Source organism: Pseudotenacibaculum sp. MALMAid0570 (genome assembly GCF_040151415.1).
Classification (GTDB): Bacteria; Bacteroidota; Bacteroidia; order Flavobacteriales; family Flavobacteriaceae; genus Polaribacter.
This window is the reverse complement of record NZ_JBDKWF010000045.1, coordinates 227,301-248,439: the sequence shown is the minus strand read 5'-3', so window position 1 is coordinate 248,439 and position 21,139 is coordinate 227,301. Positions and strand designations below refer to the sequence as shown.

Sequence of the window (21,139 nt, the reverse complement as noted above, 5' to 3'; positions counted from 1 at the left end):
AAGATACTAAGATTCTTCAACAGAGTCAATTAAAATGTTTAGCATGTCAATAGCAGCTTGTGCAATTTTTGTTCCCGGACCAAAAACTCCTACAGCTCCTGCATCAAATAAGAATTGATAATCTTGAGCGGGAATAACACCTCCAACGATGACCATAATATCTTCTCGATCATACTTTTTTAGTTCTTCAATTACCTGAGGAACTAATGTTTTGTGACCAGCTGCTAAGGACGAAATCCCTAAAATATGTACATCGTTTTCTATTGCTTGTTTGGTAGCTTCTTCGGGAGTTTGAAACAAAGGTCCAATATCTACGTCGAAACCAAGATCTGCATAACCAGTTGCTACAACCTTAGCTCCTCTATCATGACCATCTTGCCCTAGCTTTGCAATCATAATACGTGGTCTTCTTCCTTCCAATTCAGCAAATTTGTCTGCTAATTCAGAAGCTTTCTTGAAAAGTTGATCGTTCTTAATTTCTTTACTATACACGCCAGAAATGGTTTTATGAACTGCTTTGTGTCTGCCAAAAACAGATTCTAAAGCATCTGAGATTTCGCCTAATGTGGCTCTTTCTCTTGCTGCTTTTACAGCCAAATCTAATAAATTTCCGTTACCTGATTTAGCAGCTTTGGTTAAATTATGTAGTGTTTCTGAGACTTTAACGTCATCTCTTTGAGACTTGAGTGAATTTAGTCTATCTATTTGAGAGCTCCGAACTGCTTCATTATCTACTTCTAAAATATGTAAAGGATCTTCTTCTTTGAGCTGATATTTATTTACTCCTACAATTATATCTTGACCGCTATCTATTTTAGCCTGTTTTTTTGCAGCAGCTTCTTCAATACGCATTTTAGGAATGCCTTTTTCAATTGCTTTGGTCATACCACCCAACTCTTCTACCTCTTGAATTAACTCCCAAGCTTTTTTAGCTATCTCATCGGTTAATTCTTCCACATAATAACTACCAGCCCATGGGTCAACAGTTCTAGTAATTTGCGTTTCTTGTTGTATATATATTTGTGTGTTTCTAGCTATTCTAGCTGAAAAATCTGTAGGTAAAGCAATAGCTTCATCCAATGCATTAGTGTGTAAACTTTGCGTTCCTCCAAAAGCAGCAGCCATTGCTTCTATTGTAGTTCTTGCTACGTTGTTAAAGGGATCTTGCTCTGTTAAACTCCAGCCACTAGTTTGGCAGTGTGTTCTTAGTGCTAGAGATTTTGGGTTTTGTGGATTGAATTGCTTTACAATCTTTGCCCAAAGCATTCTTGCAGCTCTCATTTTGGCAATCTCTGTGAAGTGATCCATTCCTATAGCCCAAAAAAATGAAAGCCTTGGTGCGAAAGAGTCTATATCCATTCCAGCTTCCAATCCTTTTCTAATGTACTCTAAGCCATCAGCTAAAGTATAAGCTAATTCAATTTCAGGTGTTGCTCCAGCTTCTTGCATATGGTAACCTGATATAGAGATTGAATTGAACTTAGGCATATTTTGACTGGTGTACTTAAAGATATCTGCAATAATCTTCATAGAAGGTGTTGGAGGATATATATAAGTATTTCTTACCATGAACTCTTTCAAAATATCGTTTTGAATTGTCCCAGACAACTGTTCAGGACTAACACCTTGTTCTTCTGCGGCAATAATATAGAAAGCAAGAATGGGAAGTACTGCTCCATTCATAGTCATAGAAACAGACATTTTATCGAGAGGAATTCCATTGAAAAGAATTTTCATGTCTTCAACAGAATCTATAGCTACTCCTGCCTTCCCAACATCTCCTTGAACTCTGTCATGGTCTGAATCATATCCTCTATGTGTTGCTAAATCAAAAGCAACAGACAATCCTTTTTGTCCAGCTTCTAAATTTCTTCTGTAAAATGCATTGCTTTCTTCTGCTGTTGAAAAACCAGCATATTGTCTGATTGTCCAAGGCCTTCTTACATACATTGTAGAGTATGGACCTCTTAAGTTGGGTGCCTTACCAGCAACAAAACCTTCATGACTGAAGGTTTTGATAGTTTTATTTTCTGAGAAATCTAAGGTTAAATCCTGTAAATTTTTTCTACTCATTTTGTAATTTCATTAATCGGTAGAGTTTGGATCTAATGATTTTTATTTCACGCTCTCTTTGTTTGGTTAGAAACCTCACAGCTACATAATAACCTGTAGAAAAAATAACAAATATTGATAAAGTGGTTATTAAGAAATTAGCCGCGCTACCAAATACTTTGTAAGCATTTTCTAAAAATATAATTGAAATAGCGGCTATTACTATTGATAAGTAGAAAACGTGTTTCTTCATTTTCTCCTTATAGGCTTTAATCCTTTCTCTTTTTTCCGCTTGTCTTTGTTTTAATCTTTTGATCTTTTCACTGTTACCTGTCATAATAATTCCGTTTCCAATCTACGTTGTTCATAATGCTCTGAGAGCCTTCTGGGGGAAATTGGGGGAATTAAAGTTTTGGTATTATTTTGCTTCATAAAAGGATAAATTTCAAGATTACCTTTCATTCTATCCTCTTTATTGGGCAAATAATTTGTTCCTAAAAGTACAAATTTTTCTTGATTAAATAGCTCTTGCTCTTTTTTTTCGTTTTCCTGAATCTTTTTTTGGATGATTCCTTCTTTTAATTGTTTTAAAAAACCACCACCTTTTTCTATCTGTTTAAAGATCAAAAGAGCTTTTTCTGCTAGTTGTTTTGTTACACTTTCTACATAGTAAGCTCCATCAGCAATATGCTGTACTTTTTCTAAATAAGCTTCCTTTTGTAATATAAGTAATTGATTTCTTGCTATTCTTTCTCCAAATTCATTTGATTTGTGATAAAGAGTATCGTAAGAAACGTTTGCTATAGTATCTGAACCACCTAAAATTGCACTCATACATTCACTAGTAGTTCTTAGCATATTTACATTGTAATCGTAAATAGTCTTATTGCGTAAGCTAGGTTTTGTAAAAATATGTGCTCTAGAGTTTTTGACACCATATTCTTTTAATAGAGTTTGATGTAAGATTCTAAAAGCTCTTAGTTTAGCGATTTCGAAGAAGTAATTTCCTCCAACCGAAAAGCAATAATGAATTTTATTTGCTACTTCTGCTCCGTATAGCTCTATATATTCATTTGTATGAGCTAAAGCATAAGCCAACTCTTGAACAATGCTTGCTCCAGCATTTTGATATATACTTGCATCAACTGTCAAAGAGGATTCTTTGTTTTGTATAATACTTTTGAGCGTACTGATATCAGATTTTAAATTTGAAAACCAGTTACCGGTTCTGGCTAGATTGCCAATAATGTCAATTTGAAAGAATTGGTTTTTACGAGCTTCGTATAGTTTATCTATAAAAGGAGCATCTAAGAACTTAAGGTTATAATAAATTGTAACATTTTCTTTAATCCCTTTTAATAGTATTAAATGATCGAAAATAGAAGTAGCTATAAACTGAATTGAATTTGCTCCTCTTTGGAGAGCATCGATGGCTAGTTTATTTGCAATAGAGACATCGTCAACAAAAATAGATTGACAGATATTGAAACCGTCTTTTGGTAATGATATTGAAGTGTTAGTTCTATCTTCTTTTGTATAAAACGGTTTTACAACAATTCCTTCATTTGTTTTCCAGAGAAGAGTATCATTATAATCTGCACCTTTTAAATCTACCTGAATTTTTTGCTTCCAGGCAGCTGGTGATAGTTTTTCAAAATCATCAAATAAAAAAGTACTCATTATTTTTTCAGGGTATCAAATTCTATGATATATACATCTTCATTGTCTTTCTTCATAAGGTATTTTTCTCTGGCAAAACGTTCTAATTGCAACGAATCTTGCAATTGTTTGATTGTTTTTTTATCGCTCTCTATTTCTTTTTTATAAAAAGTAATTGTGTTTTTAAGATCTTTAATTTCTTTGTTAAATTCTCTATTTAAGTGAGTATTTTCATCAAAAAAGAATATCCAAATAAAGAAAACAGTTAAAATAATAATATAACTATTTGTTAGGAACTTAAAATAACGACTTTCTTTTAATTTCTTAAACCCCATATAATTATAAACGCTCGCTAATCACAGTTCGTACAATCTCAACAGCTACAGTATTGTAACGATCGTTAGGTATAATTAAATCAGCATAATTTTTTGTAGGCTCTATAAATTGTTGATGCATTGGTTTTAACGTATCTTGATAACGATTTAAAACTTCATCAATATCTCTACCTCTTTCTGATATGTCTCTTCGAACTCTTCTAATTAATCTTTCATCAGCGTCAGCATGTACAAAGATTTTGATATCAAAAAGAGAACGTAATTTCTCGCTATTAAAAATTAAAATACCTTCTATAATCACAACTTTTCTTGGATGCGTTTTTACGGTATCTTTGGTGCGATTGTGAGTGACAAAAGAATAGATTGGCTGCTCAATAATTTTACCAGCCTTTAAATCGGTAATGTGTTCAATTAATAATTCAAAATCAATAGCTCTTGGATGATCAAAATTAATTTTTGTTCTTTCTTCATAAGAAAGATCATCAGTGGCTTTGTAATAAGAGTCTTGAGAAATTACACAAACTTCATCAGCTGGAAGTTCATTGATAATTTGATTTACAACGGTTGTTTTTCCGCTTCCTGTTCCTCCGGCAATTCCAATTATAAGCATTTGTGTAATTATTGATTTGACAAATAATCGGATACAAAATTAACAAAATAATAATGGAAAGTAAATAAAAAAGAGCCCTTTCAAAGAAAGGACTCTATAGAGCCGATAGAGGGACTCGAACCCACGACCTGCTGATTACAAATCAGCTGCTCTAGCCAGCTGAGCTATATCGGCTTTTTCGGGTGCAAATATATTTTTTTCATGAAAAAATCAAAATGAAAAAATGTGTTTTTTTTATGAGGATTATCTCATTGCATTTGGTGATCCTTGTTGGTGTGATTAACAAATGAAAGCTTTGCTTTCATAAAAAAAAGCTTCTCATTCTATTAAAAAAGTAAACTTTTTACAAGAATTTAAAGCTTTTTATTTGTCGGGATGAGAGGATTCGAACCTCCGATCTCTGGTCCCCCAGACCAGCACTTTAACCGGACTAAGCTACATCCCGTAGTTTAGGACGACAAATATAGAATTCAGAGAAAGAAAAAACAAAGCTTTTAGGTTAAAGCTTCTTTATATGTTTTTAAACAACGCTCTCGTGCAAACTTATGATCCACCATTGGTTGAGGATACGTAAGTTCTTGATAATCTGGGACCCATTTTTTTACGTACTCCAAATCCTTGTCAAATTTTTGAATTTGTGTAATAGGGTTAAAGATTCTAAAATAAGGAGCAGCGTCTACACCACATCCGGCTATCCATTGCCAATTACCAATATTGCTTGCCATTTCATAATCGTGCAATTTCTCTGCAAAGTATGCTTCGCCCCAACGCCAATCTATTAGAAGATGTTTACACAAAAAACTGCCAACCAACATCCGAACACGATTGTGCATAAATCCAGTTTCATTGAGTTGACGCATACCCGCATCTACTAGTGGAAAACCAGTTTTCCCTTCAGTCCATATTTTAAATTCATTTTCATTGTTTCTCCAAACAATTCGGTCGTATTTTGGTTTAAAAGCTTTGTCTACTGTATGCGGGAAATGCCATAATATTTGCATGAAAAATTCACGCCATATCAATTCTTTTAGAAAAGTATTATTTTCTTCATTTTTAGCTTTTAAAGCAACTTTTCTAATGCTGACAGTGCCAAAGCGAAGGTGGGTGCCTAGTTTAGAGGTACTGTCTAAGGCAGGAAAATTCCTTGTGCCTTCATATTGTTGTATAAGATTAGAAGTAATTTTATAATCAACAACTGTTGAATGGTTTTTCTCGAATCCTATATCTGAAAGAGATAAGAAATGAGATGAACTCTGTTGTAAACAATTCTCAAGTAAACCTTCAGAAGGAAATTCTAAGAAAGGTTTTTGTCGATAGGCTTCTAGCCATTTTTTTGAGTAAGGTGTATATACTACATAAGGAGCCCCATCTTGTTTTACAATCTCATTTTTTTCAAAAATCACTTGATCTTTATAGGTGCTGAAGTTGATGTTTTTTGAATTGAGAAGAGTTTTTATTTCAAGATCGCGCTGTATAGCATAAGGTTCATAGTCATGGTTTGTATAAACGGTATCAATATCTAATTTTTGTAAGAGTGATTCGAATATTTTTTTAGGTTCTCCATGATATACATTCAGTCCAGATCCAACAGTTTTTAATTGTTTATTTATAGAAGTGAGTTGATTGTGAATAAAAGTAACACGAGCATCGTTCTTGGGTAATTTTTTCAAAATTGTAGAATCAAAGATGAAGATAGGAAGTACTTTTTTTCCACTTTTTAAAGCATGATATAATCCCGTGTTATCATGTAATCTTAAATCTCTACGAAACCAAAAAACTGTAATTTGATTCATGATCTTTGATATACTCCAAAAAGTTCTATTAATTTTTTCTGTCTGTAATTGAAGATTTCTTCTAGCTTTGGCTTTACAATAAAAGGATGAATCATTCTCCCTAAGAATCCTAGAGGAACTTTATAATCTATAATATCTTCCATTTCAACACCGCCATCAATTTCCTTGATAAAGTGTTTATGATGCCATAAAGCGTATGGTCCGAAGCGTTGCTCATCTACAAAATATTTTCGATCAACAACATGGGTGATTTCTGTCACCCACTTTGTTTTTATTCCCATAACTGGAGTAACAATGTATTGTATAATCTGACCAGGATACATCGGTCTGTCTGCTCCAGATAAGATATCAAAACTCATATAACTTGGAGTAATCGTTTTTAAATTAGCAGGACTAGACAAAAATGCCCAAGCTTCATCAATTGAAATTGGTAAACTTTGTTTTTTATGTAATCGGTATATCTTCATGCTAATTGTGTATTAGGATATATAGGTTTAGTGATGTAGCTATACATAGCCATATCATATAAGGAAGTAGAAAATAACTTTTTTGTTTCTGCTCTTTGAAAAAGATAAAAAAGAAATAAAAAATTAATGAGGTTAAGAGAATTAAAATCACTAGTCCACCTCCGACAAGATGTTGATTGAAGAAAACATAATTCCAGCTCACATTAAGAATGACTTGAATGATATATAGTATTGTCTTTTTTGGCTGATGATTTTCTGAAAAAAAATAAACCAAATAAATAGAGAAGCAAAGCATAATGGTTGTCCACGCAGTGCCAAATACCCAGCTTGGAGGTGTCCATGGAGCTTTGTTTAGATTAGAATACCATTCAGATTGCGGACCATTATTCATAAGTAACATTCCTAGAGCTAACCCTCCAAAGTTTACGATAAAAAATAGTATTAAAAGTTTTGCTTTTTTCAAAGAATGATTATTTAAGATGTTTTGTAATTTTAGAACTCATTGGCTTAGTCAAAGAATAATAATAATCAATTAATTCTCCATTTTCATTCACTAAGTACTTTTGGAAATTCCATTTTACAGAAGAATTTTTTTTGCCATTTTCAGACTTTTTTGTCAGCCAAGAATATAAAGGATGTTGATGTGCACCTTTTACATCAACCTTTTCTGTAATGAGAAAAGTAACCCCAAAATTAATCTCGCAAAATTGCTCTATATCTTTTGAAGAACCAGGTTCTTGTTTCCCAAACTGATTACAGGGAACGCCTATAATCATAAGTTTTTCTTGATATTGATCGTATAACTCTTGCAATCCTTTGTATTGAGGAGTAAAACCGCATTTGGAAGCAACGTTGACAAACAAAATATTCTTTCCTTGAAAATCTTTAAAGCCAATTGGTTTGCCTTGAATCGAATTAATTTTTAGTTGATATAGATTAGAATTGCTTTGCATAGTTTTGTTTTTAAATAAATAAGTCAACTTAATTCATCTTATTTGATGAACTAAGTTGACAATATCTAGGGGGAGTAATTAAGTTGAAATTATTTATGCTGCATTTAAAGGACGACCTTTTAAACGCTTTTCAATTTTTTGTTTAATGACTGTCAATCGTTTCATTAGATCCATCAGATTAGAGTCTTTACTCTCTTTATAGATTTCATTAACCCCTAAAATCAAACTTTTCACTTCTCTAGAAGCTAGAATACGATCACTAGTAGTCACAAATTTGTGCTTTCTATTTTCAAACTCCAGTGCTTTTTCTATAATATCCATTGTTTAATTGTTTATGTAGTTCAACAATTCACTTAGTTTAGAAGGAACGTTAAATTTCCCTCCATAGTATGAGGTGACCGTTGCAGATGTATCATCCTTAACACCTCTAGATGATACGCATAAATGTTTAGCGTCTATTATAACTGCTACATCTTCTGTTTCTAGTATTTTTTTTAGTTCGTTTGCAATTTGATTTGTTAATCGTTCTTGAACTTGAGGTCTTTTCGCATAATACTCAACAATACGATTTAATTTTGAAAGACCAATTACTTTTCCAGAAGAAATGTATGCTACATGAGCTTTTCCTATAATAGGTACAAAATGGTGCTCACAATTAGAATAGAATGTAATATTCTTTTCTACAAGCATTTGATTGTACTCGTATTTATTTTCAAATAAAGCAATTTTTGGTTTGTTTTTAGGGTTTAAACCAGAGAATATTTCCTCAATATACATTTTTGCAACTCGATTAGGAGTGCCTTTTAAGGAATCATCTGTTAGGTCTAATCCTAACACGTCCATTATTTGCCCAAATAAAGAAGCTATTTTTTCTTTCTTTTGATCGTCAGAAAGTGCAAAAGCTTCGGGTTTTAAAGGAGTTTCTAATCCAGTGTATAAATGATCATCTCCAATTTCGTCATAAGAAAAACCATTTAATTTAATTCCGTTTTGTTTTTTAGTTACTATTTCTAAACTCATTGTCATCTTTTTTTAGTGCTGTCTTTAATAAAAAGCAAAGCACTTGTTAGTCGTATATTTTTAGTATTTAAGAATTATACTAATTATGTCGAGAAAAAATATAAATCCTTAAATATAGGATAAATATAGTTTTGTTTAACGAAATAAAAAAATGATTAAACAAAAATTAACATTTAATTATAAAATGTTCATTTTTAAACTATTAATTAAGGTGTAATAATATACGTTTTATAAAAGTAACTCTAGTTTTCGTGCCTTAAAGCAAAATCCTAATCTTTTATTTTATACCGAAATAGAATATTCTTATGCAAAAGAAAAGAGAGTCAAAACCAGATTCATTCTTGACTCTCTGTGTCGGGGTGGCAGGATTCGAACCTGCGACCTCCTGCTCCCAAAGCAGGCGCGATGACCGGGCTACGCTACACCCCGAAAAGTGGATTGCAAAGTTACTACATTATTTCTATATTGTATAAGATTTGTGATATAAAAATAACTAAGGGTTTATGAGAGTTTTTAAGAGTTCTGTTTTAATTGTTATTGCTAGTTTTTTGATAAGTTCTTTTGCATTTGCTCAAGAATATAAACATGAAGTAATTGTAAAAGATTTGTCTAACCCTTGGGGTTTTACTTTTTTACCTGATAACTCAATGTTAATTACTGAAAAAAAAGGAGAACTTATTCATTTTAAGAATGGAAAAAAAACAAAAATAAATAGTCTCCCATCTATTGAGCAATATGGTCAAGGAGGTTTAATGGATATAGAATTGCACCCAGATTTTGCTAACAATAGATATATCTATTTTACTTACATAGCATCACATGGAAGCGGAAGAGGTTATAATACAGTGTTAATGAGAGCTATATTTAAAGATGGAAAATTAAGCGAAAAGAAAATTTTGTACAAAGCATCTCCTAATAGTACAAGAGGACAGCATTTTGGGTCTAGAATTGCCTTTGACAGAGAAGGCTATGTCTACTTTAGTATTGGAGATAGAGGAGATAGAGATGCTAATCCACAAGATGTTACTAGAGATGGAGGAAAAATTTATAGGCTTCATGATGATGGTAAAATTCCTGAAGACAATCCATTTGTAAAAAAATCAGGAGCTAAAAAAGCTATTTATAGTTTTGGTCACAGAAACCCGCAAGGAATGGAAACCAATCCTTTTACAGGTGAAATATGGACTCACGAACACGGGCCAAGAGGAGGTGATGAAATTAATATCATAGAAAAAGGAATAAACTACGGTTGGCCTAAAGCTAGTTTTGGAATCAACTATAGTGGTTCAAAATTCACAAATAACACCTCACTTCCAGGAATGAAAGACCCTCTACATCATTGGACGCCATCTATTGCACCTAGCGGAATGGCTTTTATCTCAAGTAATAATTATGGAACTTTAAAAGGAAGTTTGTTGGTTGGCTCTTTAAAATTTGAATATGTTTCTGTTTGCACTATAGAGAATGATAAAGTTATTAAAGAGGAAAAGATTCTTGAAGGATTAGGAAGAGTTCGCTCTATAGAACAAGGAAACGATGGTTTTATCTATGTAGGAATTGAAAACCTGGGGATTGTAAAACTACTACCAAAAAAATAAAAAACTATCTGCAAAGTTCCTTACAATGTAAGGATTGAATTTATTTATCTTCTAATTGCAAAAATATATACGATTTCAATCGTATAAAAATCAAAAAAAATTACATTTGTAAGCATTAAAAAATAGTACAGAATCATGTCTGAAAATACAGAAAGAATAGAATGCCTGATTATTGGTTCAGGACCTGCAGGATATACAGCAGCAATTTATGCTTCAAGAGCAGATTTAAAACCTGTAATGTATACCGGTTTACAAATGGGTGGTCAGTTAACTACTACGACGGAAGTTGATAATTTCCCAGGATATCCCAATGGGACTGATGGAACTATGATGATGGAAGATCTAAAAAAGCAAGCTGAACGTTTTGGAACTGATGTGCGTTTTGGAATGATTACTAAGGTTGAATTGTCTGATAAAGTTGGAGGAATTCATAAAGTAATTGTAGATGATTCTAAAGAAATAGAGGCAGAGTCTGTTATTATTTCTACAGGAGCAACAGCCAAATACCTTGGACTTGAAAATGAACAACGCTTAATAGGAGGTGGTGTTTCTGCTTGTGCTACTTGTGATGGATTCTTTTACAAAGGACAAGATGTTGTAGTTGTTGGAGGTGGTGATACCGCGGCAGAAGAAGCTACCTATCTAGCAAAGTTATGTAAGAAAGTAACCATGTTGGTAAGAAGAGATGAAATGAGAGCTTCTAAGGCAATGCAGCACAGAGTAATGAGTACTGAAAACTTAGAAGTACTATTCAATTCAGAATTAGATGATGTACTAGGAGAGAATGTTGTAGAAGGAGTTAGAGTTGTAAACAATGTATCCGGTGAGAAACACGATATACCTGTAATGGGAGTTTTTATAGCAATAGGTCACAAACCAAATACAGACTTATTTAAAGGAGTCATAGATATGGATGATACTGGTTATATCATCACAGAAGGAAAAAGCACCAAAACAAATATCCCTGGTGTTTTTGCAGCAGGTGATGTACAAGATAAAGAATACAGACAAGCAGTTACTGCTGCAGGAACAGGTTGCATGGCCGCTTTAGATGCTGAAAGATACTTAGGAAGCTTGAATTAAGATATAACTCAAAAGATAAAAAAAAGAGGCTGCAATTTGCAGCCTCTTTTTTTATATACTAAACGTCTATTTCATATAAGAAGTAATTTGAATAAAAAAAAATAGAACTAATTTGTAACGTTTTTAAAAAACAACAGTTTATCAGTTCAACATTAACCAACCAATACATAAAACTTGAACACATTATCTGATAATTCACTAATGCTAAAAGTAAAAAACGGAGATACTCATAAGCTTGGGCTTTTGTATGAACGTTATAAAAAAAGACTTTTCGGATTCTTTTATCAGATGAATAAAGATGCTAGCTTAAGCGAAGACCTTGTGCAAAATGTATTTGTGAAAATCTTAAAGTATAAGCATACCTATACTGAAGAAAGCAAATTTGTAGTATGGTTATTTCAAATTGCGCGAAATACAAGCTACGATAACTTTAAAAAAAATAAAAAACACGTGCATAAAGATATTGATGATATTGGTTATTCATTAAATGGGCATGATGATGTTGGTGAGGCAATTATTAAGAATGAAAACACAATCAATTTAAAAAAGGCAATCAATTTATTATCTCCTGAAAAGAAAGAATTTATCATTCTTAGCAAATTCAAAGAATTGAAATATAAAGAAGTAGGAGAAATCATGGGATGCACAGAAGGCAATGCGAGAATAAAAGTGCACAGAGCCCTTAACGAGTTAAAAGATATTTTTCTAACATTAGAAAAGAGATAACAATGAATTACAACGAGTTTAAAGAAATAATTATTGATTATTTATCAGAAAATTTAACTGAACAAAAACAGAAAGAGTTTGAACAGTTTTTGATAGATAATCCAGAGCGTCAAAAAGAATTTGAAGAGGCTAAACTGTTTTGGGATGGAGCTCAAGAAGAAATTCCTGAACCTTCATCAACGATGGATGTGAAGTTTTACACCATGCTTAATGCGGAAGAAAATAGAAAGGAAAAAGTACCTTTTCTAAAAACACTAGAGAATCTTTTATTTGGAAGTTTTTCGAAACAATTGGCTTACACATTGGCGATTTTAGTGGCGGGGTTTTTCGTTGGAAACCTTGTAGACTTTAAAAGTGACTCATCGAAAGACTCTGTTAGAATAGCTAAACAAGAAACTGAAGAAGTTCGGTCGCAATTGGTATTAACCTTATTAGATCAGCCTTCGGCAACTCAAAGACTGAAAGCGGTTAACGAAGTTATTAAATTAGATAGTGTAACAGAAACCATTATAAAAGCCTTGTTTTCTACGTTGAATAACGACTCGAACGTGAATGTACGTTTGTCTGCTATAGAAGCTTTGAAAAACTATACAAATATGCCAATAGTAAGAGAAGGGTTAGTAGCTTCTATAGTGCATCAGAAATCACCTATGGTACAAGTTGAGTTAGCCGATTTGATGGTCCTTTTACAAGAAAAGAAAGCGGTAAAATCTTTTGAAAAATTGATTAATGAGAAAGATGTAAACACAAGTGCAAAACAAAAAATGGAACAAAGTATAGAGAAAATATATTAGTTATAAAGAGTAAATAAAGTTTGATGTAAATGGCAAATCCTAGGTCGCTTTTTACAGAGATAAACAAAGTCATTCCTGCCATAGCAGGTAAACATCAAAACAAGTAAAAAATGAAACAATTAAAATTATGTAGTATTCTTCTGATGTTCGGTTGCATTTCCTTAGCATCTGCTCAGCGATATCAGAAAGAGAAAAAATTCAAGAAAGAAGAAACAATTAAGAAAGAATTACAATTCAATAGATCATCTCCAGATAATATTGTTGTTATCGACAATGTCTACGGTTCTATAGATGTTGAGGGATATAATGGGAGTACAATTCTAGTAGAAGTAATTAAAACAGTTTCTGCTGATACTAAAGAAGATTTAGCGGAAGGAATGAAAGAAATTGGAGTAAAGTCGGCAAAAAAAGATGATGCTGTTTATGTATATATGAACTCACCTTATACAAGATTCGATATAGAAACTGGAAATTATGAACATCATGAGTTTAATTTTAGTTCTCGCAGGAGTTATAAGCATCGGAAAAAACGTATGTACAGGTATCGCTTAGATTTTAAAGTAAAGGTGCCTAAAAATGCAAGTATAGACGTAAAGGCGGTGAATAAGGGAAATATTACTGTAAAAGATGTACAAGGAAAGTTATTGATTGTTCATAATATCAATGGATCTATAGATATGGATAATGTTTCTGGTCAAACAGATGTGAATGCTTTGAATAAAGACATCAATATTACCTATGCAAAGAATCCTACGAAAGAAAGTTGGTACAAATCACTAAATGGAGATATCAATGTGAAGTTTAAAGAAAATTTAAATGCCAGTATTAGCTATAAAACAATGAATGGAGGTTTTTACACAAACTTTGATGTAGAAAAAAGAACACCTGTTTTTAAGAAAACTAAAGAACGAAAAAATAGAGGAACCAAATACAGAATAAATTCAAACAAGCATTTTAAAATTGGAAATGGAGATGTACACTTACACTTCGACCAATTAAATGGAGATGCAATCGTAAAAAAATAATCAAATGAAAATTCAATATATAAAATTAACAATCGCAAGTTTACTTTTGTTAGTAGCTGTAAATCTAACAGCGCAAGAAGAAACAATCAAAGTTCCATTATCAGATCCTTCTAAGCCAGGAAAATTAAAACTGGTAATTAACAGTGGAAATATTACTGTGAAAGGATATTCAGGTAAAGAGGTAATTGTAAAAGCAACTCGTAGAGAAGGAAGGAAGCATTGGCGTAAGGATAAAGGAGGAGATAAAAAAGGTTTGAAAAGAATAGCTGTTAATGGTCTTGAATTTAGAGCAGAAGAAGATGATAATTATGTAGTTGTTGATACTAGGTATTATCAGGCAATCGACTTTGAGGTTCAAGTTCCTAAGAATTTCTCTCTCAAGTTAAGAACAGTAAACAATGGAAATATTGTAGTAGAAAATGTAAATGGAGCCATGGATGTTAGCAATACCAATGGAAGTATTACATTAACAGATGTTAGTGGATCTGTAAGCGCAGATGCTCTGAACAAAGATATTAAAGTAACTTTTGTGAAAGTAACTCCGAATGCTCCTATGGCTTTTAGCAGCTTTAATGGTGATATTGATATTACTTTTCCAAAAGACATAAAGGCGAAAGTGAAAGTAAAATCAGAAAGAGGAGAAATATATACAGACTTTGATATCAACGCAAAACCTTCTGATTCTAAAATTGCTGTTAGAAATAAATCGGGTAAAGGAAAAACGTATCAAGTAAAAGTGGAAAAATGGGTCGTAGGAACTATTAATGGAGGAGGAGCAGAAATTCTATTTAAAAATTATAATGGTGATGTGATCATCCGCTCAAAGTAAATTATTAATTTCTATAAGTAAAAAGGCTGCCATTTGGCAGCCTTTTTAGTTTTGAGTTAATAAACTCTACTAGTTCTTCATTGTATTAAAGTATTGAGTGTTTTTTAGAGATGTATGTATTTTTTACTTTAAAAGATGATTTTTTACAGTAGTTCTGATTAGAGTGAGAACAAAATTTCGAACTCAATTGAACTGTAAGCACAAGTAAAAATAAAATTGCCTTATTCATAACCTTAAATTTGCTCTAATTTTAGAATTTTCATTTTAAGTTCTCTATTCTCAGGATCAAACTCTAATGCTTTTTGAAAGGCTTTCAAAGCTTCTTTTTTCTTATTTAATGCAAATAGACTTTGTCCATAGTAATTGTATATGCGATGTGTATAGTAACCGTGATTGGGATATAACTTTAGGTTTAGCATATAGAATTTAATAGCGTCTTCATGTTTTGACTCGCTAGCGAGTTGCAATCCATATTCATTGATCAAACGCTCTGAAATTGCATATTCTGAATCTTTGTTTTTATACTCCCTCATGAGAAACTCAATGATTTCATCTGTCGATTTTTCATTTGCCAATTCAGTAATATTTTTTCTATTCAACATCAATTTTCTTAGCATCCACCAATAACGCCATTTAGGTGTACTTGTACGATTTGAAAGTCCAGCGGCAGTTAGAAGATCTCTCACAGTTTTATGTACAATCACTACTTTTCGTTTAGGAATAATTGTTATAAAATGGCCATAAGCTCCTGATGCTGTGTAGGCTCCATCGAAATCAGGATTATCATAAAACCTTTCAAAAGGCCACCACATATATGAATACCCAAGCTGTACAGGACTAGAAGAGTCAACAAAGTATCTGGAGTTTACAGTATCTTTATGGGTTACTGTTGTAGTAGTTTTTCGAATCCATTCTTTAGAAATCAATTGCTTTCCGTTCCATTCTCCTTCTTGTATCATTAATTGTCCAATCTTAGCCATATCTCGTGTTGATAGATGCATATGATGCGCTGAATATCTCGACTTTTCTTTATTTTCGTTCATTGATTGGTTTTCAATATTCCAATCTTCAAAACCTAGAGGAATGGCAAATTGCTGTTCTAATTCTTCATAAACAGTATTTCCTGATTTCTTTTCAAGAACGTACCCAGCAGCATTAAAGTCCCAGTTGTTGTAAACAAAATATTCACCAGGCTTTTTGCTACCTCTCTTCTTAATGTTGTTAGAATCATATCCATCGTTAGCGGCTGTGTGAAAAATACCCGATCTAGCGGTAATTAAATGCTCAATTGTAGCTTGTTTCTCTATGGGTAAAAGCCCATCATCCTCATCCATATCTAAACTTTCAATAGTTTCTTTTAGATTAATTGTACCATTATCTACATACTTTCCGTACAACATACTTAGAATACTCTTTCTTACCGATGCGGTATAGCTAATTTCAGAAACATCACCATATTCAAAAACAATTTTTCCGTTTTCTAAGACCATCATACTCGTAGTCTCTGACTCTTCTTTTAAATAATTTTCAAGTTCATCAAGTTGGTTTTGTGTAAAGCTAGTTGAGGAAATAGTATTGACTTTAATTAAGGCTTTTCCTTCAAAAGAAGGGCTTTTGTAGAACCAGGTTTGCGGGCTTGCATAAGAAACGAGGAGACCAGTCATAATTAAAACAATTGCTCCTACAGCGATTTGCTTGAAGAAAAACTTTTTATAGATGACTACACGATCTTCCTTTGTTTTAAGCATTAGATAAACAACCAGCATATTTGGCAGCCAACTTAACCATGCAACAATTTGATAGGCTAAAGTAAATCCTCCAAAAACGACAATTAATAAAGGTAACCAAAGACGTAGCGTAACTGCTCCAAATGTACCAGCATAACTGTACATCATGTATTTCTTATGAGCAATTACATTTCCTTTTCTAATGCTAGTATATCCGAGAATAGCAAGTATAACCCATACTACTGCTCCAATACCAAACCCTAACTTAGGTGATAAGCCTCCTGAAGCATAGAAAGCAATATACAAACCAGGTATACCACTAATAAGAACTGAAATAATATAGATCTTACCAATAAGACGATGTAGATTCATATATTTTTTTCTGAACTTTTCACTGAATTGTATCCAACCGATTAATAAAGCGATACCTCCAAAAACAATATGCAGATAAAAGCAAATCATATAAAAGTTGTTAGCTAATAGAACTGCTGGTTTTGACAAGAGTAACAGGATGGGGTTTTCTGCTAAAAAATATTTAACAGGGTGAAAACTAATGTAGACACTAAGGCCTCCAAATAAAACCCAAAGAATGATTTTTACGACTTTTTTCATGTGATTTATTTTGATTTCGACATGACCAAAATAGAAGTCAAAAAATTACTGAGGAAGAGATTCTATGAGTTAGGTATATTCAGGTGCTTTTTAGGTAAATTAAAATTGTTTAGGTATAAAACTGTTGTTTTTTGGTACGAAAATTAGAGTGATAAAAGTCGGTTTTTATAACTTTTAGAAACTGGAAGCTCTACTTGAGTAAGCAAAATAGTGGTAGAATCTTTCCAAGATTTAAAGTGTGAAGGATTGATCAAATGAGAACGATGGATTTGAATTAGGAAGTCAAATTCGTATTGCACTTTCTTTAAAGAACTTCGTATTAATTTTGTTTTTAATTGATCATTTTCTAAGAAGAAAATTTCTACATAATTCTGTGAGTTAGAAACACAAATTAGTTCCTCTTTTTTGATCTTTAAAAAATCCATTTTATTATCGCCTTTGATGATAATAAACTCATCTTTCTTAGGAATCAGTTTAATTACATATCTTCTAGCTAGAAAAATGATAGGGCTAATAATAAGAGCGATGTTAAGAATTATTTTAGTCACAAACTCCGGAAGATCATAAAAACCACGAATAATAGAGCCTTTATAATAAGTATAAGTAATTGCTGTATATATGATGTAAAAGAGTAAATATGTACTTATTTCTAAAAGAATATTCCACTTCGCAATTTTTTGGTACAGAATTTTTTGATAAACACTAATTAGAGAATAGGAAATAAAAGTAGCCAAGCTAAATCCAATACTTACCCGAATCCAAACAAGCAAATCCATTGTGCCATGTTCAAAAGGGCGTATAAAAAAACCAAAGAGAAAACTCCATAAACATAAGAGTACTCCAATTATAATATGATGTTTTAAAGATGGATTAAGTTGCATTGTAAAAATAAGTTACCAGAACGACTTAAAAGCTAAAATAATGTTACAGTGAGTTGTCACAATTCTCAATCACTTGAATGATAAGTTTTACTGCTTCAACATAAAATTCTTGATTGATGTTTTCAAATGTATCTGTGTGTTTATGATAATCTTTATGATCTTCAACACCAAAATAAATAAAAGGAATTTTACGCTTATGAAAAACGCCGTGATCAGAAGAGAATGTCCAATCATCCTCATCTTTATTATTAGGGTCATCATGACCAAATAACAAATTGATGGGGGTTTTGATATTCTCTAGTTGAGGTTTTAATTGCGGATTGTGATACAAACCAGAGGCAAATAATCTCAGGGAATCGTTATGAGAGATCATATCCATATTAATATTCAAAACAATATTTTCTTGAGCATTTTCATAGTTTTTTACAAAATATTCTGCCCCAACCAAACCAATCTCTTCTGCATCTACGGCAGCAAAAATTAATGTGTGTTTCGGAGTTTTTTGTTTAAAATATTCTGCCATTGTAATTAATGCAGCAGTTCCAGAAGCATCATCATCAGCACCATTATATATTTTACCATCACGAATTCCTAAATGATCTAAATGTGCAGTTATCACAATCGTTTTATCAGTTTCTCCTTTAATCATTCCAATCACATTACCGCCCACCACTGTTGTATCAGGAACATTTGAAAAGTCTTTAGTAGCATTTTCTATAGGAAACATACGTTGTCTCCATTTACCTTTAAAAGTATGGTTGAACTTTTGAACATAATTATCTCCTTCATATACCTCTAAACCTATAGATTTAAACTTATCCGAAATAAACTGTTGCGCTTTATAATTACCTGGTTTTGAAAATCCTCGCCCTTCATAAGCATCGCTTGATATCTCTTTTAAGTTTGCTAATAAAGTATCTTTATTGATGGATATTTTTTCTTGTTTTTCACAAGACGTTAAACTGCAAAAAGTAAGTAGGGTAAAGGCTGCTAAAAATCTAAACTTCATAAAAAATGTGTTTGGGCAATAAAAATACAGTTTAAAATTGAACGATAAAAAAAACCGTCGCATTTGCGACGGTTTTAAACAAACAACTAAATTCTAAAACCTATTTTAAGTTGAAGAATGTTTTAAATATTTTTAAAAGCAATATCCGTTTTCGGTTTTTACTTTTTCTGCGATTAAGTTTCTTAAAGCAACAACATTAGGTTGGTTTACATATTTTGTAAAACGCTTAAGTCCCATTAACATCATACGTTGCTCATCACCTTCGGTAAAAGAAACAATTCCTTCTTTTCCATTTTTTATAATAATATCAATTGCATTGTATAAATATAATTTTGCCATTGCTATTTGACCAGCTTGGGCTTCTTCACCAAAACGTTTAGCATTTTTCTCTGCTCTTAAGATGGTAGACTCAGCCATATAAATTTCAATTAAGATATTTGAAGCTGCCATCAACAACTGTTGATGATCTTCTAGTTCGGCTCCTAATTTTTGTACTGCTGATCCAGCAACCATCAAGAAGACTTTTTTCAACTTCACAATCATGTCTTTTTCTTCAGAAAACAATTCTGAATAGTCAGGTTTGTCAAAAGAAGGAATCCCCATCAACTCATCTGCCACTTTCATGGCCGGGTTTAATAAATCTACATGTCCTTTCATGGCTTTTTTCAGCAACATTCCAACAGAAAGAATTCTATTGATTTCGTTGGTTCCTTCATAGATTCTTGCAATACGAGCATCTCTCCATGCAGATTCCATAGGTGTTTCTTCAGAAAATCCCATTCCACCAAAAATTTGAATTCCTTCATCAGCACAATTTTGAACATCTTCAGAAACAGCAACTTTTAAAATAGAACATTCTATTGCATACTCTTCAACACCTTTTAACTCAGCTTCTTGATGTGTGTTTCCGCTAGCCATTCTCAAGGCAATTCTATCTTCAATATTTTTTGCAGCTCTATAACTTGCAGATTCTCCCGCATAACAACTAGTTGCCATTTCTGCAATTTTATATTTGATAGCTCCAAAATCGGATAAAGGAGTTTTAAACTGCTTACGTTCATTAGCGTAATTTACAGCATAGTTTAATACACGTCTTTGAGAATCTAAACAAGCTCCAGCTAACTTGATTCTTCCAACATTTAAAGCATTCATTGCTATTTTAAAACCGCCTCCTCTTACAGAGAGCATGTTTTCTACAGGAACAACAGTGTCACTAAAGAATACCTGGCGAGTAGAAGAAGCACGAATACCCAATTTATGCTCTTCTTCTCCCATAGTAATTCCATTATTTGGATCATTTTCTACAATAAAACCAGTAATGTTTTTATCATCTTCAATTCTAGCGAAAACAATCATAATATTGCAGAACCCTGCATTAGAGATCCACATTTTTTGTCCATTAATCTTATATGCTTTTCCATCTTCGGTTAATGTAGCCGTTGTTTTTCCTGAATTTGCATCTGAACCAGCAGTAGGTTCTGTTAAACAATAAGCTCCCATCCATTCACCTGTAGCTAACTTTGGAACATATTTTTTCTTTTGTTCTTCAGTACCATATAAGGTAATTGGCATCGTACCAATTCCTGTATGAGCTCCAAAAGCAGTACTAAAAGAACCAGTACCACTAGAAATGTATTCGCAAACCAACATTGTTGAAACAAATCCCATTCCTAAACCTCCATATTCTTCAGGAACAGCTACACCTAAGAAACCTAGGTCACCAGCTTTTTTCATTAACTCTTCAGTAAGAGCGTAGTCTTTTTTTTCGAAGCGTTCTTTATGAGGAATAATCTCACGATCATTAAACTCTTTTACAGCTTCTTTCATCATTAGTTGTTCTTCAGAAAAATCCTCAGGTGTAAAGATGTCTTCACAATTGGTTTCCTTAACTAAGAATTGTCCCCCGCGTAAAATGTCTTTATTTAAAGTGTCCATATTTTTTAAATTTTTTAATTCTCAATTCTAA

The 21,139-nt window shown here is 32.5% G+C and carries 21 protein-coding genes and 3 tRNA genes; 6 read left to right on the top strand and 18 right to left on the bottom strand.

What is annotated here, in order from left to right; genetic code table 11:
* Positions 1–6: 6 nt before the first annotated feature.
* From scpA to AAON49_RS04285, 14 genes are all read right to left on the bottom strand, one after another.
* Positions 7–2,073: a methylmalonyl-CoA mutase gene (gene scpA, locus AAON49_RS04350; protein WP_349552900.1), complete on the bottom strand. Its 2,067-nt coding sequence runs from the start codon at positions 2,071–2,073 to the stop codon at positions 7–9.
* Positions 2,066–2,389 carry a hypothetical protein gene (locus AAON49_RS04345; RefSeq protein WP_349552898.1) on the bottom strand — a complete coding sequence of 108 codons (324 nt, stop codon included), beginning with the start codon at positions 2,387–2,389 and terminating at the stop codon, positions 2,066–2,068. The genes scpA and AAON49_RS04345 overlap by 8 nt, the downstream gene beginning before the upstream one ends.
* Complete coding sequence (locus AAON49_RS04340; protein ID WP_349552896.1) at positions 2,386–3,732, bottom strand: methylmalonyl-CoA mutase subunit beta; 1,347 nt, start codon at positions 3,730–3,732, stop codon at positions 2,386–2,388. Before AAON49_RS04340 ends, AAON49_RS04345 begins: the two co-directional genes overlap by 4 nt.
* Positions 3,732–4,046 carry an FtsB family cell division protein gene (locus AAON49_RS04335; RefSeq protein WP_349552895.1) on the bottom strand — a complete coding sequence of 105 codons (315 nt, stop codon included), beginning with the start codon at positions 4,044–4,046 and terminating at the stop codon, positions 3,732–3,734. The genes AAON49_RS04340 and AAON49_RS04335 overlap by 1 nt, the downstream gene beginning before the upstream one ends.
* Positions 4,047–4,050: 4 nt before the next feature.
* Positions 4,051–4,656 carry a uridine kinase gene (udk, locus tag AAON49_RS04330; RefSeq protein WP_349552894.1) on the bottom strand — a complete coding sequence of 202 codons (606 nt, stop codon included), beginning with the start codon at positions 4,654–4,656 and terminating at the stop codon, positions 4,051–4,053.
* Positions 4,657–4,756: 100 nt separating this feature from the next.
* A tRNA-Thr gene (locus tag AAON49_RS04325) sits at positions 4,757–4,830 on the bottom strand.
* A gap of 196 nt (positions 4,831–5,026) precedes the next feature.
* A tRNA-Pro gene (locus AAON49_RS04320) sits at positions 5,027–5,101 on the bottom strand.
* Positions 5,102–5,150: 49 nt separating this feature from the next.
* Positions 5,151–6,452 carry a cryptochrome/photolyase family protein gene (locus tag AAON49_RS04315; protein ID WP_349552990.1) on the bottom strand — a complete coding sequence of 434 codons (1,302 nt, stop codon included), beginning with the start codon at positions 6,450–6,452 and terminating at the stop codon, positions 5,151–5,153.
* On the bottom strand, positions 6,446–6,916 hold the full coding sequence (locus AAON49_RS04310) for an SRPBCC family protein (protein ID WP_349552893.1): 471 nt from the start codon (positions 6,914–6,916) through the stop codon (positions 6,446–6,448). The genes AAON49_RS04315 and AAON49_RS04310 overlap by 7 nt, the downstream gene beginning before the upstream one ends.
* A gap of 1 nt (position 6,917) precedes the next feature.
* Positions 6,918–7,379, bottom strand: coding sequence for a TspO/MBR family protein (locus AAON49_RS04305; RefSeq protein ID WP_349552891.1), 462 nt, complete (start codon positions 7,377–7,379; stop codon positions 6,918–6,920).
* Positions 7,380–7,386: 7 nt separating this feature from the next.
* Entirely contained in the window at positions 7,387–7,869 is a 483-nt protein-coding gene (locus AAON49_RS04300) for a glutathione peroxidase (protein ID WP_349552890.1), read from the bottom strand.
* A gap of 93 nt (positions 7,870–7,962) precedes the next feature.
* Positions 7,963–8,190, bottom strand: a complete 228-nt coding sequence (locus AAON49_RS04295) for a hypothetical protein (RefSeq protein WP_349552888.1) — start codon at positions 8,188–8,190, stop codon at positions 7,963–7,965.
* A 3-nt stretch (positions 8,191–8,193) separates the two neighbouring features.
* Positions 8,194–8,889, bottom strand: coding sequence for a GTP cyclohydrolase I FolE (gene folE, locus AAON49_RS04290; protein ID WP_349552887.1), 696 nt, complete (start codon positions 8,887–8,889; stop codon positions 8,194–8,196).
* A gap of 354 nt (positions 8,890–9,243) precedes the next feature.
* Positions 9,244–9,318, bottom strand: a tRNA-Pro gene (locus AAON49_RS04285).
* A gap of 74 nt (positions 9,319–9,392) precedes the next feature.
* On the opposite strand from AAON49_RS04285, the gene AAON49_RS04280 reads away from it, so the two are divergent.
* The 6 genes from AAON49_RS04280 (at position 9,393) to AAON49_RS04255 (ending at position 14,944) form a co-directional block, all read left to right on the top strand.
* On the top strand, positions 9,393–10,487 hold the full coding sequence (locus AAON49_RS04280) for a PQQ-dependent sugar dehydrogenase (RefSeq protein WP_349552885.1): 1,095 nt from the start codon (positions 9,393–9,395) through the stop codon (positions 10,485–10,487).
* A gap of 135 nt (positions 10,488–10,622) precedes the next feature.
* On the top strand, positions 10,623–11,570 hold the full coding sequence (gene trxB / locus AAON49_RS04275) for a thioredoxin-disulfide reductase (RefSeq protein ID WP_349552884.1): 948 nt from the start codon (positions 10,623–10,625) through the stop codon (positions 11,568–11,570).
* A 174-nt stretch (positions 11,571–11,744) separates the two neighbouring features.
* Positions 11,745–12,296 carry an RNA polymerase sigma factor gene (locus AAON49_RS04270; protein ID WP_349552883.1) on the top strand — a complete coding sequence of 184 codons (552 nt, stop codon included), beginning with the start codon at positions 11,745–11,747 and terminating at the stop codon, positions 12,294–12,296.
* A gap of 2 nt (positions 12,297–12,298) precedes the next feature.
* Complete coding sequence (locus tag AAON49_RS04265; protein ID WP_349552881.1) at positions 12,299–13,090, top strand: HEAT repeat domain-containing protein; 792 nt, start codon at positions 12,299–12,301, stop codon at positions 13,088–13,090.
* 110 nt (positions 13,091–13,200) lie between these two features.
* Positions 13,201–14,115, top strand: a complete 915-nt coding sequence (locus tag AAON49_RS04260; protein ID WP_349552879.1) for a DUF4097 family beta strand repeat-containing protein — start codon at positions 13,201–13,203, stop codon at positions 14,113–14,115.
* A gap of 4 nt (positions 14,116–14,119) precedes the next feature.
* Positions 14,120–14,944 (top strand): DUF4097 family beta strand repeat-containing protein, encoded by an 825-nt coding sequence (locus AAON49_RS04255; protein WP_349552878.1) that lies wholly within the window; start codon positions 14,120–14,122, stop codon positions 14,942–14,944.
* Positions 14,945–15,177: 233 nt separating this feature from the next.
* Here AAON49_RS04255 and AAON49_RS04250 read toward each other — a convergent pair whose 3' ends face one another.
* The 4 genes from AAON49_RS04250 to AAON49_RS04235 all read right to left on the bottom strand — a co-directional run bounded on the left by AAON49_RS04250 (position 15,178) and on the right by AAON49_RS04235 (position 21,108).
* Positions 15,178–17,283, bottom strand: coding sequence for a DUF2306 domain-containing protein (locus tag AAON49_RS04250; protein WP_349552877.1), 2,106 nt, complete (start codon positions 17,281–17,283; stop codon positions 15,178–15,180).
* Between the two features lie 143 nt (positions 17,284–17,426).
* Positions 17,427–18,059: a LytTR family transcriptional regulator DNA-binding domain-containing protein gene (locus AAON49_RS04245; protein WP_349552876.1), complete on the bottom strand. Its 633-nt coding sequence runs from the start codon at positions 18,057–18,059 to the stop codon at positions 17,427–17,429.
* Positions 18,060–18,207: 148 nt separating this feature from the next.
* Entirely contained in the window at positions 18,208–19,173 is a 966-nt protein-coding gene (locus AAON49_RS04240) for a M20/M25/M40 family metallo-hydrolase (protein WP_349552875.1), read from the bottom strand.
* 132 nt (positions 19,174–19,305) lie between these two features.
* A complete protein-coding gene (locus AAON49_RS04235) occupies positions 19,306–21,108 on the bottom strand; it encodes an acyl-CoA dehydrogenase FadE (RefSeq protein ID WP_349552874.1) in 1,803 nt (600 codons plus the stop codon).
* Positions 21,109–21,139 lie beyond the last annotated feature (31 nt).

Excerpts from the sequence above, each read along its gene's own strand:
- scpA (WP_349552900.1), bottom strand. The coding sequence starts at position 2,073 with ATGAGTAGAAAAAATTTACAGGATTTAACCTTAGATTTCTCAGAAAAT.
- AAON49_RS04345 (WP_349552898.1), bottom strand. The coding sequence starts at position 2,389 with ATGACAGGTAACAGTGAAAAGATCAAAAGATTAAAACAAAGACAAGCG.
- AAON49_RS04340 (WP_349552896.1), bottom strand. The coding sequence starts at position 3,732 with ATGAGTACTTTTTTATTTGATGATTTTGAAAAACTATCACCAGCTGCC.
- AAON49_RS04335 (WP_349552895.1), bottom strand. The coding sequence starts at position 4,046 with ATGGGGTTTAAGAAATTAAAAGAAAGTCGTTATTTTAAGTTCCTAACA.
- udk (WP_349552894.1), bottom strand. The coding sequence starts at position 4,656 with ATGCTTATAATTGGAATTGCCGGAGGAACAGGAAGCGGAAAAACAACC.
- AAON49_RS04310 (WP_349552893.1), bottom strand. The coding sequence starts at position 6,916 with ATGAAGATATACCGATTACATAAAAAACAAAGTTTACCAATTTCAATT.
- AAON49_RS04300 (WP_349552890.1), bottom strand. The coding sequence starts at position 7,869 with ATGCAAAGCAATTCTAATCTATATCAACTAAAAATTAATTCGATTCAA.
- AAON49_RS04295 (WP_349552888.1), bottom strand. The coding sequence starts at position 8,190 with ATGGATATTATAGAAAAAGCACTGGAGTTTGAAAATAGAAAGCACAAA.
- folE (WP_349552887.1), bottom strand. The coding sequence starts at position 8,889 with ATGAGTTTAGAAATAGTAACTAAAAAACAAAACGGAATTAAATTAAAT.
- AAON49_RS04280 (WP_349552885.1), top strand. The coding sequence starts at position 9,393 with ATGAGAGTTTTTAAGAGTTCTGTTTTAATTGTTATTGCTAGTTTTTTG.
- trxB (WP_349552884.1), top strand. The coding sequence starts at position 10,623 with ATGTCTGAAAATACAGAAAGAATAGAATGCCTGATTATTGGTTCAGGA.
- AAON49_RS04265 (WP_349552881.1), top strand. The coding sequence starts at position 12,299 with ATGAATTACAACGAGTTTAAAGAAATAATTATTGATTATTTATCAGAA.
- AAON49_RS04260 (WP_349552879.1), top strand. The coding sequence starts at position 13,201 with ATGAAACAATTAAAATTATGTAGTATTCTTCTGATGTTCGGTTGCATT.
- AAON49_RS04255 (WP_349552878.1), top strand. The coding sequence starts at position 14,120 with ATGAAAATTCAATATATAAAATTAACAATCGCAAGTTTACTTTTGTTA.
- AAON49_RS04250 (WP_349552877.1), bottom strand. The coding sequence starts at position 17,283 with ATGAAAAAAGTCGTAAAAATCATTCTTTGGGTTTTATTTGGAGGCCTT.
- AAON49_RS04245 (WP_349552876.1), bottom strand. The coding sequence starts at position 18,059 with ATGGATTTGCTTGTTTGGATTCGGGTAAGTATTGGATTTAGCTTGGCT.
- AAON49_RS04240 (WP_349552875.1), bottom strand. The coding sequence starts at position 19,173 with ATGAAGTTTAGATTTTTAGCAGCCTTTACCCTACTTACTTTTTGCAGT.
- AAON49_RS04235 (WP_349552874.1), bottom strand. The coding sequence starts at position 21,108 with ATGGACACTTTAAATAAAGACATTTTACGCGGGGGACAATTCTTAGTT.